Below are 15,776 nucleotides of genomic sequence, written 5' to 3' on the forward strand. Positions count from 1 at the left end.
TATTGAATTGGATTCTTGGGCTATACTTGTTAAATACGGTCTTTATGTTATTTGTTGCAATTAGCGAGGTGCGTAAACCGGCCAAGGCCTTATTCTGGTTAACTATCAGCCTCATTTTACCGGTCATAGGTTTTGTCGTCTATCTCATCACATCGAATCCCGTGAGCATTCGTCGAGAAAGACTGACGTCTCCACAGAATAAGTCGGACATGTTGCCTGATTCATTCAGCCATTCGGCTTCAATCATCGCTTATGCTTTACGTCATTTGACAGTGCATGGTCTTCGGTCCGGTCGAGTTCAGGTGCTTGCGAACGGTATTAAAACCTACGAGAGACTCAACGAATCGATAAAGTACGCTCAAAGTACAATTGACCTGGAATATTACATCTATCGGGATGACCAAATTGGCAGACAGATTACGGACTTGTTGATCGAACGGGCCGCTGCCGGTGTCAGGGTCCGCTTTATGAGAGATGGTTGGGGAAGTCGACAATTTTCGAAACATCAAATCACTCGGATGCTAGAGGCTGGGATTGAATGCCGGACGATATTTCCATTGCGCTTTCCGTGGATATTATCGAATATAAGTTACCGTGATCATTGTAAAAATGCGGTGATCGATGGGAAGGAAGCTTTTACCGGCGGTATCAATATTGGGTATGAGTATACCGGATTAAAGCCAGATGTAGGGTTCTGGCGTGATACTCATGTGCGACTGATCGGTGAAGTTGCAGTCGATCTGCAGGCAATTTTTGATGGTCACTGGAACATCGCTTCACCGGAACGGGTTAAGATCCAGCCGAAGAGAAAGGCTTCGGATAAACTATCCCGAAATATTTCTTCATCTAGTAGGACAGCTCTTTCTGGAATGTCTACAGAATGGAACTATGAGGTTGGCACAATGGATGGCATCGATTTGGTAACCATTACGAACACTGATGCGTTGAATAGTGCATATGTACAAACATTGGAAGGTAACCCGGAAATACCTACAGAAGTGATCCGAGAGACCTACTTTATTGGTCTGACACAAGCGACTCAGACGATCGATATTACCACACCCTACTTTGTTCCCGATGAGGATATTATCATGGCGATGAAGACAGCTATCGCACGCGGTGTTCGAGTTAGATTGCTTGCTTCGAACCAAAAAGATCTCTCAACCCTGATCGTTGGTCAAGCAAGTCGTACCTACTACGGAGAACTATTGGAAGCAGGAGTTAGTATTTATCTGTACAATAATGGTATGTTGCATGCGAAGGTAATGATAATCGACGGGGAGATCGCCGCAGTAGGAGCAGCGAACTATGATATAAGAAGTTTTCGCTTGGATTATGAAGTGTGCGAAATGATCTACAGTGTCGATGTAGCAAAGGAACTCACCGAGCAATTTGAATACGATCTCACTCATTCTATAGCGTTACGCGTTGAAAATTTGTCTCAGCGTTCCCCTGCACAGCGTGTTCTTGAACAAGGAGCCCGCTTGCTTTCCCCGTTTTTATAGTCTGACATATTAACGTTTCCCAACCTTCAGCTTTACCCTGTCGGGTTGGTCGAGATAGGTAGGAGCGAACCCCAGCGACGGGTACTATGAACTATAGGTGAAGTTTGTTTATTATCACAGCTTCACTGTTAGGGTTTCCAGTAGTGTAAGTTCGCCTCCACCATACATAGGTGATTATGACAGTCTGAAAGGACTGTTTTTGATTTTTGGAATGAGAGGTTCAGTGTGGTAACCAAATGTAACCAAATTCCTTTAGTTTCCCTATGTGATAACCATAGGGAAACTAAAGGAACTGATACTATGATTCTCGAACTTCCAAAAACGAGAAGCATGAGGTTAGCCTTGAGTGGGGCGTTACTTTACATCAATTTGACAGGTACAGGAATTCGGTTCCGAATCTATTTACTCGGAAAAAATTTGTGGATCCGATTTTTACGTAGTAGAGGGTAAAGCGGGTATAGGTAATCTAACTAATTAATGCCTCTATTAAAAAGGAATCTGCTCCTCCCACGATAGCAAAATACTCCAAGAAAAACAAAAAAGCCAGACCGTCAACATCTGGCAACACAAATCAATAATAACGATAGGTAAGGCTTTGATATTATCGCTGCCTTTTCCCCCGTCTCACACCGTGCATGAAGGTTTTCCCTCACACGGCGTTCAATCACAATTAGTAGTTATCCTAATTTGCATAGTTTGCAACTCGAAAGATTTTGCTTAAGAGACTTTTACAGCAAGGTTATTCAAATGTATCAATTTCTCAGCTTGTTTTTTATTAAGTAATAAAGCAGAAGCAGCAAGTTTAAGGTTGCTTTTGTCTGGGTCATGTATAAGTTCATGTATCGCCTTAGTGACAAGTATGAGGTTTTTATATTTATCCTCACCACCCATTAATATTAGTTTTTTGTGATGGCAATACATAGTCTCAATTTCAAGAATTACCCCAGTGACAGCACATCTACCCTTTTGGGCCGCATACAGCGATAACCTGTTGTCATTATATTCAATGCTTTGCCCCTCTTTAGGATTTCGCATTAAATACATGAGCATATCTATGTCTACATATTCCAGTCGTTTGTGAATTTCTCCTCTACCTATTTCAGTATATTTATTGATACTTTTCTTTTTATACAGCGCTACTCTATGCCGTACATAGGCCAGGGGAACTATTGCTGTGCCATAGATATATCGCAGTTCCTTGCTGCTTCCGTACCGTTCTTTAACATAGTTCGGCGGGGCTTTTCCTGCCCGCTTTATTCCATCTTTTAACCTTGCTTTAAGACTCTTTTTAACTCCAAAGGCAATTTGGTTGAAATCCTTACTCACAAGAGTCGCTATAGCATAATAGTTGTGTACCCCAATTACGTAAGCATTATATTTATTAACTGCCCCGTAACCAGTCTGTGCTCTTTGCGGTCTCTGGATTTCTTTTACTAATTCATGTGTTTTATCCTTGATTTTCTTTTCAGCCTTCTTGGAAATGTGAGATTTTACGGTATATCTGGGTTCTCCGTTTTTCTTTTTACCTTTCCTGTGAAGTTTAAGTCTGAAGCCTAAAAAGTCAGAATAGTGGCGTTTGAGGTTTACGATTTTGGATTTTTCTGGACTTATCTCTAATCCCAATCGATCCATTAACCATTTTTTCGTCGCTTTAAACAGCTTTACAGCATCACTTCTTTTGCGGCAAAAAATTTTGAGGTGATAAACTCATTGGCGAAGATCATACTGCCAACAAAAGTTGGCAACTGGCTTTGGAACAATCCCAATTTGAGGTTGATCGGGCTTACCGCCAATATGATTTATCCGAGCCAGAAAACCGTCTAGTTGTACGCACATTAGAAGCCAAATGGAACGAAAAGCTACTAGCTTTGGGCCAGTTAAAGGAGGAATACGAACAATATAAGACAAAGCGAGCTTGGTCCCCAACGGACGAAGATCGTCACATGATCATGCGCTTAGCCGAGGATATTCCCCGTATTTGGAATGCTCCGACGACCACTATGAAGGACAGAAAACGGCTCGTCCGACTCTTAATTGAAGATGTTACAGTAACTTGCCAACCGCTTGACCCAGATGTACATTTAGGCATACGTTGGCGCAGCCGACACAGCGAACTAATTCACACAAAGAAAACGTTGCCTCCTTCAATCACCCGCAAGCACGTTCCCGACACGGTTGAACTTGTTAAAGAACTGTCTAAGACGATGTCGAGTGCCGAAATTGCAGACCGTTTCAACAAGAACGAATACCTTACTCCGGAAGGACGCACATTTACTGAAAGTTCTATTGCCTGGCTAAGGTACCGTTACAGGATTCCCGGACTTGTTAAACAGAGTAATGAACTTAGCGTTAAAGATGTGGCCTCCAAATTCAACGTGAGCCCTGGAGTTGTATACTACTGGCTTGAAACCGGCAAAATTCAGGGTAAACGATCAGGACCAGGACGGCCATACAGGATAACAATCGACGAAACTACCGAAAAAGAGCTAAGTACATACACTGATACTTCAACCAAGATCATTAAGGCTAGAGTATCAAAAGCCAGGGACTAGCCGAGTCGTTTGGTCTCTTTCCAAAACGTTATTGAGGAGGGTGCATTATGAACTTTCCATCGGTATTCCCAATGGGCGCTTCCTCGTTGGGTCATTGTCTTTCAGTATTTCTACTCTGCGGACTGCTTGCGGTTTATACCATTGTAGCCTGGCTCTCACATAATCAATAAGTTGCTCATCTTGCCATTTTGCCAAATTATTAATCGTCTTTTTGTCTACACCTGCTGTTTTGCTTCCCTTGTTTTTCTTGATGTTGCGATAGGCAAGCCCGATGTTTTCTCTCATCGTAATTAATTCTACCAAATTAGTAAATACTTCATTTCGCTTGCTTCGTTCGTAAAGTTCATCTTGAATTGCTTGGAAGTCGTAGTATTCAGCATTTCGTAGTTTTTGCCTTTTAAGCTTCTTTTCAGTTGTCAAAGTCGGTTACTTTCTCCTTTACGGGGGGATTTCACCTTTGTTAGTCATACTCGAACCTTCGAATACCATGCACTTAGACGTTTATACTTTTTGTGACTACAGCCTATCCCTCCACGGCTTATTATCCCCGTTTCATTGGTACGTTGGCTGCGCTATCAATCGAATGAAGTCAGGTTATACATAGTTTCATGCTTTCCCTGCCAACGCTTCATTGTGTGTAATCACTCTGCGTTCCGACCTTCCCACGTTCCGATAGTTCTATCTTTACATATGCTTTTAGGTTATCCTTTGAGCCTGTATGCTTGATACTACCTTTAATAGTATAGGGAATTTCATAGAAACACATTTTACTTTTCCCCACATACGCCGCATTGCACGGCAATGGCATTTCTACCATTTGCGCGTTTAGACCCTTCCGTTCGGATTTTCGCCAGTGGCTACTATACCACATTCTCACCATGAGCATTTTATAGACTCCCGACGTATCATCTGCACAGCTTGCCTCCAAGCCGGTTTCCACAACAACAATTGCTGGGGCAGACTTCCGCCGACTTCGACGGGCTGCATCAAGGATTTGTTATTACAAACGTTCCTTTTTGCCGTAGTCTCAGAGGGAGCGTTTCACGATGTTACCCGATCATTCCACTCCTCAAACTATCAGTTAGAGATTATTACTCCCCGCTGTTTTTACTTTGTTGCAGGATTTAACCCCACACACAATTTTGTACAGCAACGTGTCGCTGCACTATTTCCACACACACCATGACGCGATAAAAATAATATCCTACTCTACGTCCCGCTTATATCAAGGCTTTCACTCAAGGTAAATATAGCACTATTAAGCACTCGACGTGCATCGTCCACGGAAACATATCCACCGGTTGCACACTATCTACCCTATACCCACCCTGAGTCAGCGCACCCAGATCCCGAGCTAGAGTCCCTGGATCACATGACACATAGACGATACGTTGGGGCTTTAGCTCTAGTAAGCGTTGCACAACTTCAGGATGCAGCCCTGCGCGCGGGGGATCTAGGACCACCACATCAGGTTGCTCTTCTATCTTCATTATCCGTTGTTCAACTTTTCCTTTCAGGAATTCGACATGACCTACGGCGTGATTATTAACGGCATTTTGAATCGCGTTTTCAACGGCATATGGATTTTCTTCAATACCCATTACTTTCTTAGCCTGCGCTGCTAAAGCTAAGGTTAGGGTTCCTATCCCCGAATAAAGATCCCAGACAATTTCTTCTCCGGTCAGAGCGGCCGAACTTAAAACGAGTTTGTAAAGGACGTCGGTTTGCTGTGAATTGACCTGCAAAAAAGATAAGGGGGACACCTCAAAGGTCAGATCGAGAATAGTTTGGCTAAAATCTTCGTCACCCCAGATCAGGACTAAACTCCCTTCTTCGTCGGTTCCCCAAACGGAACGTAGTCCTTGCTCGAAAAGAGTCTCAAAGAATTCCGGATTTTCTTCTGCAGAAAGGATTTTCGTTGGGGTTCCTTCTAATAATAGGAGGCCTTCGTTCTTTGTGTTTTCGCGGAAGGTCAAGGTATGTATTTCTGGATAACTACCGGCTAAGAATTCTCCTGTCAATCGTATCCAACGATTCATACGTTCACTTAGGAGGAGGCAATCTTGAAAGTCGACAAGGGCTTGGGATTTTTCCTTGTAGTATCCCAATTGTCCGTCGGATTTACGGTGTAGACGTACCTTGTTCCGATAGCGCCATGGTTGGTCCATTCCGATCGTGGGTTTGATCTCCACGTTGATTTTTCCGATTCGCTTGAGTGCATCGGCAACCCAGCGTTGCTTCCATAAAAGGGTCTCTTCGTAGGTTGTATGCTGAAGCTGGCATCCTCCGCACTGTTCAAAGACAGTGCAAGGAGGATCAAGACGCAGGGGGGAACGCTTAGTAACCCTCTGAAGATGGGCGCGCTGCCACTTCTTCTTAGCTTCATAGACGGCTATTTCCCCAATTTCTCCAGGCAACAGTCCCGGCACGAAGGTTGCAATACCGTTTTGATACCCTATCCCTGAGCCATCTGTGATGAGACGTAAACACTCAATTTCGGACGTTTCACCCAAAAGATTGTGATTCAATTTATTGTTCATGATATCTCCTTCTTACATTCATTGCCCTGAATCCAGCCCTTAATAGCGCTGAATCCGCAGTGCAACTGCCATTAAAATATTCCAAGTCCCATGGGCTACTATAGCCGGCCAAATACTCGAAGAACGCTCGTATAACCAAGTGAGCACGACTCCACCAATAAATAAGGGTATGAAGCGCACCATTTCTAAATGCAAAGTAGCAAAGAAGATTCCTGCGAGCAAAATCCCTTTACCTTTTCCAAAGGACTGACGAAGCGGTGGATACATTAGGCCACGAAAAAGCATCTCTTCCTTAATCGGAGCAATAACTCCTCCTAAGATCGTGAGAAGTGCAAATTCCCATGAATAGTTTGCCCCTTTTATTGCCACGGTAAAACTCTGAGGAGCCGGTGTTCCAAGTAATTTTGTCAATACATTTCCTAAGAGACCGATGCCCACAAATAATAATACCCCTACTATAAATCCCAAGACCAGGAATTTCTTTTGAGGTTTAACAAACCCTAGGTCTGTAAACGGCCGACGGATAATCTTCAGAAATAGCCCAATCACGATTAAGTAGACAAAGGCATCTCCTAAGCCAACCCCGATAAAGTTAAGTACCCCGCGAACGGAATCTAATTCCTTAGGAGTCTCCAACCATCCGAGCGGAAATTCAATTAACGTCACAATCGACACTACCAGCAACCCTTGCCATATATTCCAAACTGGTTGACGCGGCGGTATCCTTAGGTCGATTTTTTTGCCCATTGTAATTATCTCCTCTATCTTCCTAGCTGTCTATGGTCTATTAAGTATATCTTCTTATCCCTTATCAATTCTAACGGTAAGCTATAGCATTGTCCAATATTAATAAAGAAGAGTCAAAAGTCTGAAAAGGTAATGCCCAAAGGAAAAAGGCAGGTGAATTATTTGCCAATTCGCCTACCTTTTCACCTGTAACTTTATCCCATCTGCAACTTTTCCCACCGAAGACTCGATGTCAACTATAGTTGAACAAGTTCACTGACAACAAGGATCAAGGTATATCAACTAATTAACGTTCCACAATAAGCGCGATCCCCTGACCTCCACCGATACATAACGTAGCTAAACCACGGTGCGCGTTGCTACGCTTCATCTCATGAAGTAATGAAACAAGGATTCGGGTTCCTGAAGCACCTACCGGATGCCCCAAAGCAATCGCTCCTCCGTTGATATTTGTTTTTTCCATATCAAGTTCTAAGTCTCTAGCCACTTTCAAGGTTTGTGAAGCAAAGGCTTCGTTGGCTTCTACGAGATTAATATCTTCGATACTTAAGCCAGCTTTTTCTAAGGCTTTTCGAGTTGCAGGGATAGGACCTGTGCCCATAATCAAGGGATCCACGCCCGCGGAGGCCCAGGAGGTAATTGTTGCCAAAGGAGTCAAGCCAAGTTGCTCCGCTTTCTCCTTGGCCATGACGACTAGAGCAGCTGCCCCGTCATTAATCCCCGAAGCATTGGCAGCCGTTACAGTTCCATCCTTTTTAAAAGCGGAGCGTAGTTTTGCGACGGCATCATAGGTTGCTCCAAAGCGAGGAAATTCGTCTTGGGAGACTACGAGGGGATCCCCTTTACGTTGAGGAATGGATACGGGGACGATTTCCTCAGAAAACTTTCCAGCCTTAATAGCAGCTTCAGCACGATTTTGGCTAACCACTGAATAATTATCTTGATCCTCACGAGAAATCCCAAACTGTTCAGCAATATTTTCTGCCGTAATACCCATGTGAACGTTGTTAAATGCATCAGTCAATCCATCTTGAATCATAGAATCGACCATGGTATCATTGCCCATCCTATATCCTGTACGGGCCTTGGGAAGTAAATAGGGAGCTAAGGACATACTCTCCATTCCACCGGCAACCACAATATCTGCATCCCCTACCATAATACTCTGAGCGGCACAAACAATCGATTTAAGTCCGGATCCACATACTTTATTTAAAGTCCAAGAAGGCACTTCCTGAGGAATCCCCGCTTTTATGGCCGCTTGACGAGCGGGATTCTGGCCTAGACCAGCCTGAAGTACGTTCCCTAAAATAACCTCGTCAACTTGATCTGCAGTAATTCCAGCTCTTAGGATTGCTTCCTTTAGGACGAGTGCGCCTAACTCCGCAGCAGGTATTTGCCCTAATGTACCACAAAAAGAACCCACCGGAGTACGCACAGCGCTGACGATAACAACCTCTCTCATATATTTTTATCTCCTTTCTATTTAGCTAGTTTCTTAAGCGTAGCAATTTCTTTTTATCCAGTTTTCAAGACCCCCTCTTCTTAGAAGCGGGGGAGTTTCGTAAAACTTCAGGTAGGATAGAGTCCAACGCCGGTAAGTATTCCTATAAGGTAGCAAAACACCAAAATGTACTTCTTACTTCACTAATTCGAACTTCAAAGAATGTGAAGCTCTTCGTACCCTATTAGTCTTTTAGAATATGACTACTGATTACTATGCGTTGAATCTCACTGGTTCCTTCGTAAATCTCCGTAATTTTCGCATCCCGCATCATACGCTCCACGGGATATTCGCGGGTATATCCATATCCACCATGGAGCTGTACGGCCATAGTGGTTACTGCCATCGCTGTCTCGGAAGCGAATAGTTTCGCCATTGCGGATGCCTTACCAACGGGTTTATGTTCAGATGCCAGGTAAGCAGATTGATAGACGAGCAGTCGCGCAGCTTCAATTTGCGTTGCCATATCCGCCAACTTAAATTGTGTATTCTGGAAAGCAGAGATGGGTTTGCCAAACTGCTCTCTTGCTTTGGTATACTTTAGGGCCTGTTCATAGGCGCCTTGAGCAATCCCTAAGGCTTGAGAGGCTATGCCGATTCTGCCATAATCAAGCGTCTGCATCGCAATTTTGAACCCCTGTCCCTCTGCTCCAAGTAAGTTTTCAGCGGGAACCCGAACATCTTCGAACACTAATTCATAGGTGGCTGAGGAACGAATCCCCATCTTTTTCTCTTTTTTGCCAAAGCTGAAGCCTGGCATTCCTTTTTCGAGGATAAAGGCGGCAATTCCTTTATTTCCTTTGCTCTTATCCATTTGAGCTGTAACAACATATAGGTCTGCATAGTTGGCATTAGTAATGAAGATTTTACTACCATTCAAAACGTAGTCATTGCCATCTCGAACCGCTGTTGTTCGTGTCCCTGAAGCATCTGAACCCGCCATGGGCTCGGTCAAACCGAACGCTCCGAGTTTTGCGCCAGTAGCTAGCGGAGTCAAGTATTTCAGCTTTTGCTCTTCAGTTCCAAACATTGCGATCGGATTGGCACATAAGCTTGCGTGGGCAGAAATTGTGACCCCGACAGAGGCATCGACCCGAGATAGTTCTTCGACTGTGATAGCATAAGAGATGTAGTCAGCCCCGACCCCACCATACTCTTCTGGGAAAGTAACCCCAGCTAAGCCGAGTTCTCCACATTTTTTCCATATCTCGACTGAAAATTCTTCCGTCTCATCCCGTTCTTCTGCACCTGGTGCGCACTCCTTCTCTGCAAAATCACGCACCATTTTCCGCATCATGATATGATCTTGGGTTAAATCAAAGATCATTTCCATCCATCCTCTCATTTTCTAATCCTTTTCAGATTCACTTCTTACCCATATTACCTTCCTTCAAACACGGGTTTGCGTTTTTCTAAAAAGGCCGTACATCCCTCTTTTTGATCTTGGGTACTACAGGTTAGACCGAAGACTTCTGCTTCGTAGGCTTGTGCACTGTCTAAGTCCATGTTCATGCCCCGCTGGATTGCACTTTTACTGAGCTGTACTGCTGCTGGCGCTCGTCCTGCGATACGATTTGCTAGCTTTAGTGCTTCTTCCTTGAGGGTATTTAATGGATAGATTCGATTGACTAAGCCTATTCGATATGCTTCATTGGCATCGATGATATCTCCGCTAAACAGTAATTCGCTGGCGATCCCAGTGCCGACTAAGCGAGGTAAGCGCTGGGTGCCCCCAAATCCGGCGGTCAGCCCTAGGGTAACTTCTGGTTGGCCAAACTTAGCGTTTTCACTGGCAATTCTGAGATCGCAAGCCATGGCTAGTTCGCACCCTCCTCCTAAGGCAAATCCGTTGATGGCGGCGATCACAGGCTGGGGCATCAGCTCAAGTTTTCGGAAGGTGGCATGCCCTAATTGGGCAAATCGCCGTCCTTCTAAGGGGTTAAAGTCTTTCATCTGGGATATGTCGGCTCCCGCTACAAAGGCCTTTTCTCCACTGCCTGTGAGGACTACGACTTTGACACTGGAATCCCTCCCCAACTCATCGAGCACGGTGGACAGTTCCGACAATGTGTCACTATTCAGAGCATTTAGGGCTTTAGGTCGATTGATGGTCAGAATGGCGACTGCACCGCTCTGTTCAAGTAATAGGTTTGTATACTCCACTTATATCCTCCTCTTTGATCCTGTCTCTGTCTCGTGACTTGGATCTTCTTAATGGACAGGATCTATTTTTTATTCACCGTATTTGTAAAAGCCACGTCCAGATTTACGTCCCAACCAACCCGCTTTAACGTATTTACGAAGTAACGGGCAGGGTCGATACTTATCGCCGAGACCTTCATGGAGAACTTCTGTAATAGATAGCACGGTGTCCAGTCCGATTAAATCTGCTAAAGCCAATGGCCCCATGGGGTGATTCATACCTAATTTCATGACATTATCAATCGCTTCAACTGTAGCTATGCCCTCGTATAGGGTAAAAATGGCTTCATTAAGCATGGGAATTAAGATCCGGTTCGCGACAAATCCGGGAGCATCATTAACTTCCACAGGTGTTTTGCCCATTGCCAGGCTTAAGGTCTCAACCGTTTTATAGACTTCGTCGCTCGTGGCCAAACCACGAATCACCTCGACGAGCTTCATCACAGGAACGGGATTCATAAAATGCATTCCAATCACTCGATCTGGACGTTTAGTAAATGCTGCTATCTCAGTGATCGGCAATGAGGAGGTATTGGTCGAAAGTATCGTGTGCTCAGGGCAAATGACGTCAAGTTGAGAGAACACTTGGGCTTTGATAGCCATATTCTCTACCGCGGCCTCGATGACTAAATCGACCACAGCGGCATCTTGCAGGGAGGTCGATTTTGTGATACGACTTAAGATGACTTCCGCATCTTCCGCCGTCAATTTTCCTTTTTCGACACTGCGTTTGAGATTTTTCTGGATTATGCCGAAACCCCTCATGATAAATTCATCCTTAATGTCATTTAAAATCACAGAGTAGCCTGCTTGAGCGGCGACTTGGGCGATTCCGCCCCCCATTTGTCCCGCACCTATAACCATAATTGTTTTCATAATTTATTCCTCCATTTTCGTCTCTCATTTTCTCAAATGCTTCGCAATAACAACCCTCTGAATCTGGTTAGTTCCCTCGTAAATTTGGGTGATCTTGGCATCCCGCATATAGCGTTCAACTTTATACTCTTTACAATACCCATACCCCCCGAAAATTTGCACAGCATCGGCCGTCACCTTGACCGCGGTATCACTGGCAAACATTTTAGCCATCGAGGCTTGTTTAGCATAAGGAAGCCCGGCCATTCGAAGTGAAGCCGCCTGATAAACTAGTAGCTTCGACGCTTCAATTTGAGTTGCCATATCGGCAAGCATGAATTGAATCCCTTGAAAGTTGCCAATGGGTTGTTTAAACTGTATCCGTTCTTGTGAATAAGCGAGTGCTGCTTCAAACGCCGCCTCGGCGATTCCCAAGGCTTGGGCGCCAATTCCGATCCGTCCACCATCCAGCAGAGACATCGCAACTTTGAAGCCTTGCCCTTCTGCTCCCAGAAGGTTTCCCACTGGCACCCTAGCGTCTTCAAAGATCAATTCACACGTTGCGGAGCCATTCAGTCCCATCTTCTCTTCCTTTTTCCCAACTTTAAAGCCAGGCGTATCTTTATCCACCAGAAAAGCAGTGACCCCATGGGGCCCTTTTGCTCGATCTGTGGAGGCCATAACTAAATATACATCTGCATAACCGGCGTTGGTGATAAAGCGTTTTGTTCCATTCAGGATGTAATGGTCTCCTTGACGCACTGCCATCGTTTTTAAGCTCGACGCATCTGAGCCAGCATTGGCCTCTGTTAACGCAAACGCCCCGATAAATTGTCCACTAGCCAGCTTAGGCAAATAGTATTGTTTTTGCATTTCTGTCCCAAAATAAAGAATAGGGAACGTTCCCACCGACGTATGAACCGCTAAAATCACCGCTGTCGAAGCGCATCCCTTAGCAATTTCTTCGATCGCTATAATATAGGACAAGAAGTCTGAGCCAGCACCGCCGTATTCCTCAGGGATAGGAATTCCCATGAGTCCGAGTTCACCCATCTTCCGAAGGGTCTCTAAAGGAAACTCATGCGTCTCATCGGTTAGCATTGCTACCGGAATGATTTCATCTTGGACAAAATCTCGGACCATCTTCTGCATCATCAGTTGGTCCTGGTTCAACTGAAAGTCCATCCAGTTTTTCCTCCTTCGATTTCTACACCTTTGCCCTTTTAAGCTCCGTATATCTCAAGCATGATAGCATCGCCCTGCGCTGCTCCACTACAGATTGCAGCAATCCCAATTCCTCCACCACGACGACGCAACTCATAAATCAAGGTCATAATAACTCTCGCTCCACTCGCCCCGATCGGATGCCCTAGGGCAATAGCCCCACCATTGACGTTGACCTTAGAGGGATCCCACTTAGCAATCTTTTGACTCGTTAACGCGACCGCTGCAAAGGCTTCATTGGCTTCTATTAAGTCAACATCCTGAATAGTCATTCCTTTTTGTTTGAGAAGTTTATTAATTGCCAAGCCCGGCGTTGTGGCGATATAGGCTGGTTCTTGGGCTACGCTGGCATGCCCAAGAATTGTTGCCAGTGGCTTTTTACCCATTTCACGGGCCTTCTCCTCACTCATCAGGACCATCGCTCCTGCCCCATCATTAACACCCGGTGCGTTTCCTGCTGTAACTGTTCCATCTTTGACAAAAATAGGTGGTAATGAGTTAAGCTTTGCCAGAGTGGTATCCCGACGCGGTCCTTCATCGACTGTAAACCAAAGAGAGTCTCCTTTTCTCTGTGAAATTTCCAATGGAGCGATCTCCTCGGCAAACTTGCCCTCTTCGATGGCCTTAGACGCTAATTGTTGAGAACGAAACGCAAAGGCATCCTGATCTTCACGTGAAACTCCATACTCTTTGGCCACTGTCGAACCGTGAACAGCCATATGAACATTATGAAAAGCGCACCACAATCCATCATTGACCATCAAGTCCAGAAGACTATCATTTCCCATCCGATAACCAAAGCGGGCTTTTTTTAAGGCAAACGGAGCATTTGACATGCTCTCCATTCCTCCAGCAATAATTACATCGGCATCTCCAGCACGGATGATAGTTTCGCCTAAGCTTACTGCGCGCATCCCTGAGGCACAAACTTTATTGATTGTCTCGGAGGTGACCTCCACAGGAAGTCCTGCTTTAATACACGCTTGACGCGAGGGTACTTGCCCTACCCCACCTTGGATAACCATCCCCATTAGGACATTATCGATAATGTCCCCGGGAAGGTCTGCTCGTTTAAGAACCTCCCGAATCACATGTGCGCCCAAGTCAACCGCGGCAATATCCTTAAGACTCCCGCCCATCGTGCCAAAAGGGGTCCTTGCGGCACTCACAATCACTGCTCTGGTCATTAAATCTCTCCTTCACTTCTATATTCCTAAAGTAAGTTCATATTTTTAGCAGCTTCCGTTAGCTCGCCACGGAAATCTGGGTGAGCAATAGCAATCAATGCTTGCGTTCGTTGCTTAGCAGATTTCCCCCGCAACTGGGCTACACCATACTCCGTAACGACATAGTTTACATCGTTTTTCGAAGTTGTAACTGCAGAACCCGGTGTTAGGGTCGGGGTGATCCGCGAAATTTTTCCATCCTTCGCGGTGGCAGGTAGCACAATAAAGGATTTTCCACCTTTAGAACGATTTGCTGCCCTCACGAAGTCTGATTGTCCTCCAGTTCCACTGTAAGGTGTGCTTCCCATGCTCTCCGAGCAACATTGGCCGAGGAAATCTACTTGCACTGAAGCATTAATCGTGATTAAATTGTCGTTCTGTCCCGCAAGAAATGGATCATTCGTATAGTCGACCGGATGCATCTCCAGCTGCGGATTGCGGTGCATAAAGTCATAGAGACGCTTTGTACCCAGTGCAAAGGTTGCTATGAATTTACCTGGTAAATAATTCTTACTTTGGTTCGTAACTGCGCCACTTTCAATCAGGGTCAAGATCCCATCCCCAACCATTTCTGTATGAATGCCTAGATCATGTTTATGGGTGAGTTGCATTACGACAGCGTCTGGAATAGCCCCAAAACCAATCTGAATTGTTGAACCGTTGTCAATTAGGTCTGCCACGTATTTACCGATTGCTTCCTGAACCGGGCCAATTTTAGGGAGCCCGACTTCTGTTAGAGGTGTGTTATCTTCGACAATGGCTGAAACCTGAGATATATGAACTAGGCAATTTCCATTGGCAAATGGAACGTTGGGGTTAACCTCCAACACCACAGTCCGGGCTTTCTTAATCGCTGCCATCGTATAATCCGTTGCTAAACTGATCGAAAAATACCCATGTTCATCCATCGGTGAGGCAAGCGAAAAGACAGTATCCGATGGAAAGAGTCCATCTTCAAACAACCTTGGCATTTCGCTAAAATAACTGGGAATGTAATCGATCCAGCCTTGCTGACCCCCCGCTCGTGTAGCGCCTCCGAAGAAAAATGCCACATGGCGGATATGGTCGACTGTTTCAGGATCAATATACCCGAACTTCCTTAACGGAAGAATCTGATATACTTTCACATCATGATACTCCCGACGATGCTCTGATAAAGCAGTTAAAAGCGCCGGTGGTTCACCAACTCCTGTTGGTACGATAAGACAATCTCCATCTTGGACAAGCTTAATACCCTCGACTGCTGTGCAAAGTTTTTCTTGGTAAAGTTCTTTATAATTCGGCATTTTACCTCACCCATTCTTTAGTTTTTTGATAATAGTGTTTTCTACGTTTAGCTCTGTTGGGCCTGGGTTTGGTTTCAATGGTTATGCCAGGCCCATATACTTTATTAAAGTTCCTAAATTCCGAATGTACTGAAT

Annotated in this window: 14 protein-coding genes; 2 read left to right on the plus strand and 12 right to left on the minus strand. The window is 44.9% G+C overall.

The window, feature by feature from the left end:
• Window positions 1–2: 2 nt before the first annotated feature.
• Window positions 3–1,505, plus strand: a complete 1,503-nt coding sequence (locus tag ACYQ3Q_RS03860) for a phospholipase D-like domain-containing protein (RefSeq protein ID WP_459927337.1) — start codon at window positions 3–5, stop codon at window positions 1,503–1,505.
• 717 nt (window positions 1,506–2,222) lie between these two features.
• On the opposite strand, the gene ACYQ3Q_RS03865 is transcribed toward ACYQ3Q_RS03860, so the two are convergent.
• Window positions 2,223–3,137 (minus strand): HNH endonuclease signature motif containing protein, encoded by a 915-nt coding sequence (locus ACYQ3Q_RS03865; RefSeq protein ID WP_459927338.1) that lies wholly within the window; start codon window positions 3,135–3,137, stop codon window positions 2,223–2,225.
• 119 nt (window positions 3,138–3,256) lie between these two features.
• Between ACYQ3Q_RS03865 and ACYQ3Q_RS03870 the strand changes: the two genes are divergently transcribed.
• Window positions 3,257–4,057, plus strand: coding sequence for a helix-turn-helix domain-containing protein (locus tag ACYQ3Q_RS03870; protein ID WP_459927339.1), 801 nt, complete (start codon window positions 3,257–3,259; stop codon window positions 4,055–4,057).
• Window positions 4,058–4,102: 45 nt separating this feature from the next.
• Here ACYQ3Q_RS03870 and ACYQ3Q_RS03875 read toward each other — a convergent pair whose 3' ends face one another.
• The 11 genes from ACYQ3Q_RS03875 to ACYQ3Q_RS03925 all read right to left on the minus strand — a co-directional run bounded on the left by ACYQ3Q_RS03875 (window position 4,103) and on the right by ACYQ3Q_RS03925 (window position 15,641).
• Window positions 4,103–4,477, minus strand: coding sequence for a hypothetical protein (locus ACYQ3Q_RS03875; protein WP_459927340.1), 375 nt, complete (start codon window positions 4,475–4,477; stop codon window positions 4,103–4,105).
• Window positions 4,478–4,685: 208 nt separating this feature from the next.
• The gene (locus ACYQ3Q_RS03880; protein ID WP_459927341.1) at window positions 4,686–4,943 is read right to left on the minus strand and encodes a hypothetical protein; all 258 of its coding nucleotides are present in this window, start codon (window positions 4,941–4,943) and stop codon (window positions 4,686–4,688) included.
• A gap of 352 nt (window positions 4,944–5,295) precedes the next feature.
• Complete coding sequence (gene rlmD / locus ACYQ3Q_RS03885) at window positions 5,296–6,597, minus strand: 23S rRNA (uracil(1939)-C(5))-methyltransferase RlmD (protein WP_459927342.1); 1,302 nt, start codon at window positions 6,595–6,597, stop codon at window positions 5,296–5,298.
• A 39-nt stretch (window positions 6,598–6,636) separates the two neighbouring features.
• The gene (locus tag ACYQ3Q_RS03890; RefSeq protein WP_459927343.1) at window positions 6,637–7,344 is read right to left on the minus strand and encodes a CPBP family intramembrane glutamic endopeptidase; all 708 of its coding nucleotides are present in this window, start codon (window positions 7,342–7,344) and stop codon (window positions 6,637–6,639) included.
• A 286-nt stretch (window positions 7,345–7,630) separates the two neighbouring features.
• Window positions 7,631–8,809: an acetyl-CoA C-acetyltransferase gene (locus tag ACYQ3Q_RS03895; protein ID WP_459927344.1), complete on the minus strand. Its 1,179-nt coding sequence runs from the start codon at window positions 8,807–8,809 to the stop codon at window positions 7,631–7,633.
• Between the two features lie 223 nt (window positions 8,810–9,032).
• A complete protein-coding gene (locus ACYQ3Q_RS03900) occupies window positions 9,033–10,175 on the minus strand; it encodes an acyl-CoA dehydrogenase (protein WP_459927345.1) in 1,143 nt (380 codons plus the stop codon).
• A gap of 53 nt (window positions 10,176–10,228) precedes the next feature.
• Entirely contained in the window at window positions 10,229–11,011 is a 783-nt protein-coding gene (locus ACYQ3Q_RS03905; RefSeq protein ID WP_459927346.1) for a short-chain-enoyl-CoA hydratase, read from the minus strand.
• Window positions 11,012–11,080: 69 nt separating this feature from the next.
• Complete coding sequence (locus ACYQ3Q_RS03910) at window positions 11,081–11,926, minus strand: 3-hydroxybutyryl-CoA dehydrogenase (RefSeq protein ID WP_459927347.1); 846 nt, start codon at window positions 11,924–11,926, stop codon at window positions 11,081–11,083.
• A 24-nt stretch (window positions 11,927–11,950) separates the two neighbouring features.
• Window positions 11,951–13,090, minus strand: a complete 1,140-nt coding sequence (locus tag ACYQ3Q_RS03915) for an acyl-CoA dehydrogenase (protein WP_459927348.1) — start codon at window positions 13,088–13,090, stop codon at window positions 11,951–11,953.
• 38 nt (window positions 13,091–13,128) lie between these two features.
• The gene (locus ACYQ3Q_RS03920; protein ID WP_459927349.1) at window positions 13,129–14,316 is read right to left on the minus strand and encodes an acetyl-CoA C-acetyltransferase; all 1,188 of its coding nucleotides are present in this window, start codon (window positions 14,314–14,316) and stop codon (window positions 13,129–13,131) included.
• Between the two features lie 26 nt (window positions 14,317–14,342).
• Window positions 14,343–15,641 (minus strand): acetyl-CoA hydrolase/transferase family protein, encoded by a 1,299-nt coding sequence (locus ACYQ3Q_RS03925; RefSeq protein ID WP_459927350.1) that lies wholly within the window; start codon window positions 15,639–15,641, stop codon window positions 14,343–14,345.
• Window positions 15,642–15,776: the final 135 nt, after the last annotated feature.

The organism is Desulfosporosinus burensis (assembly GCF_054657535.1).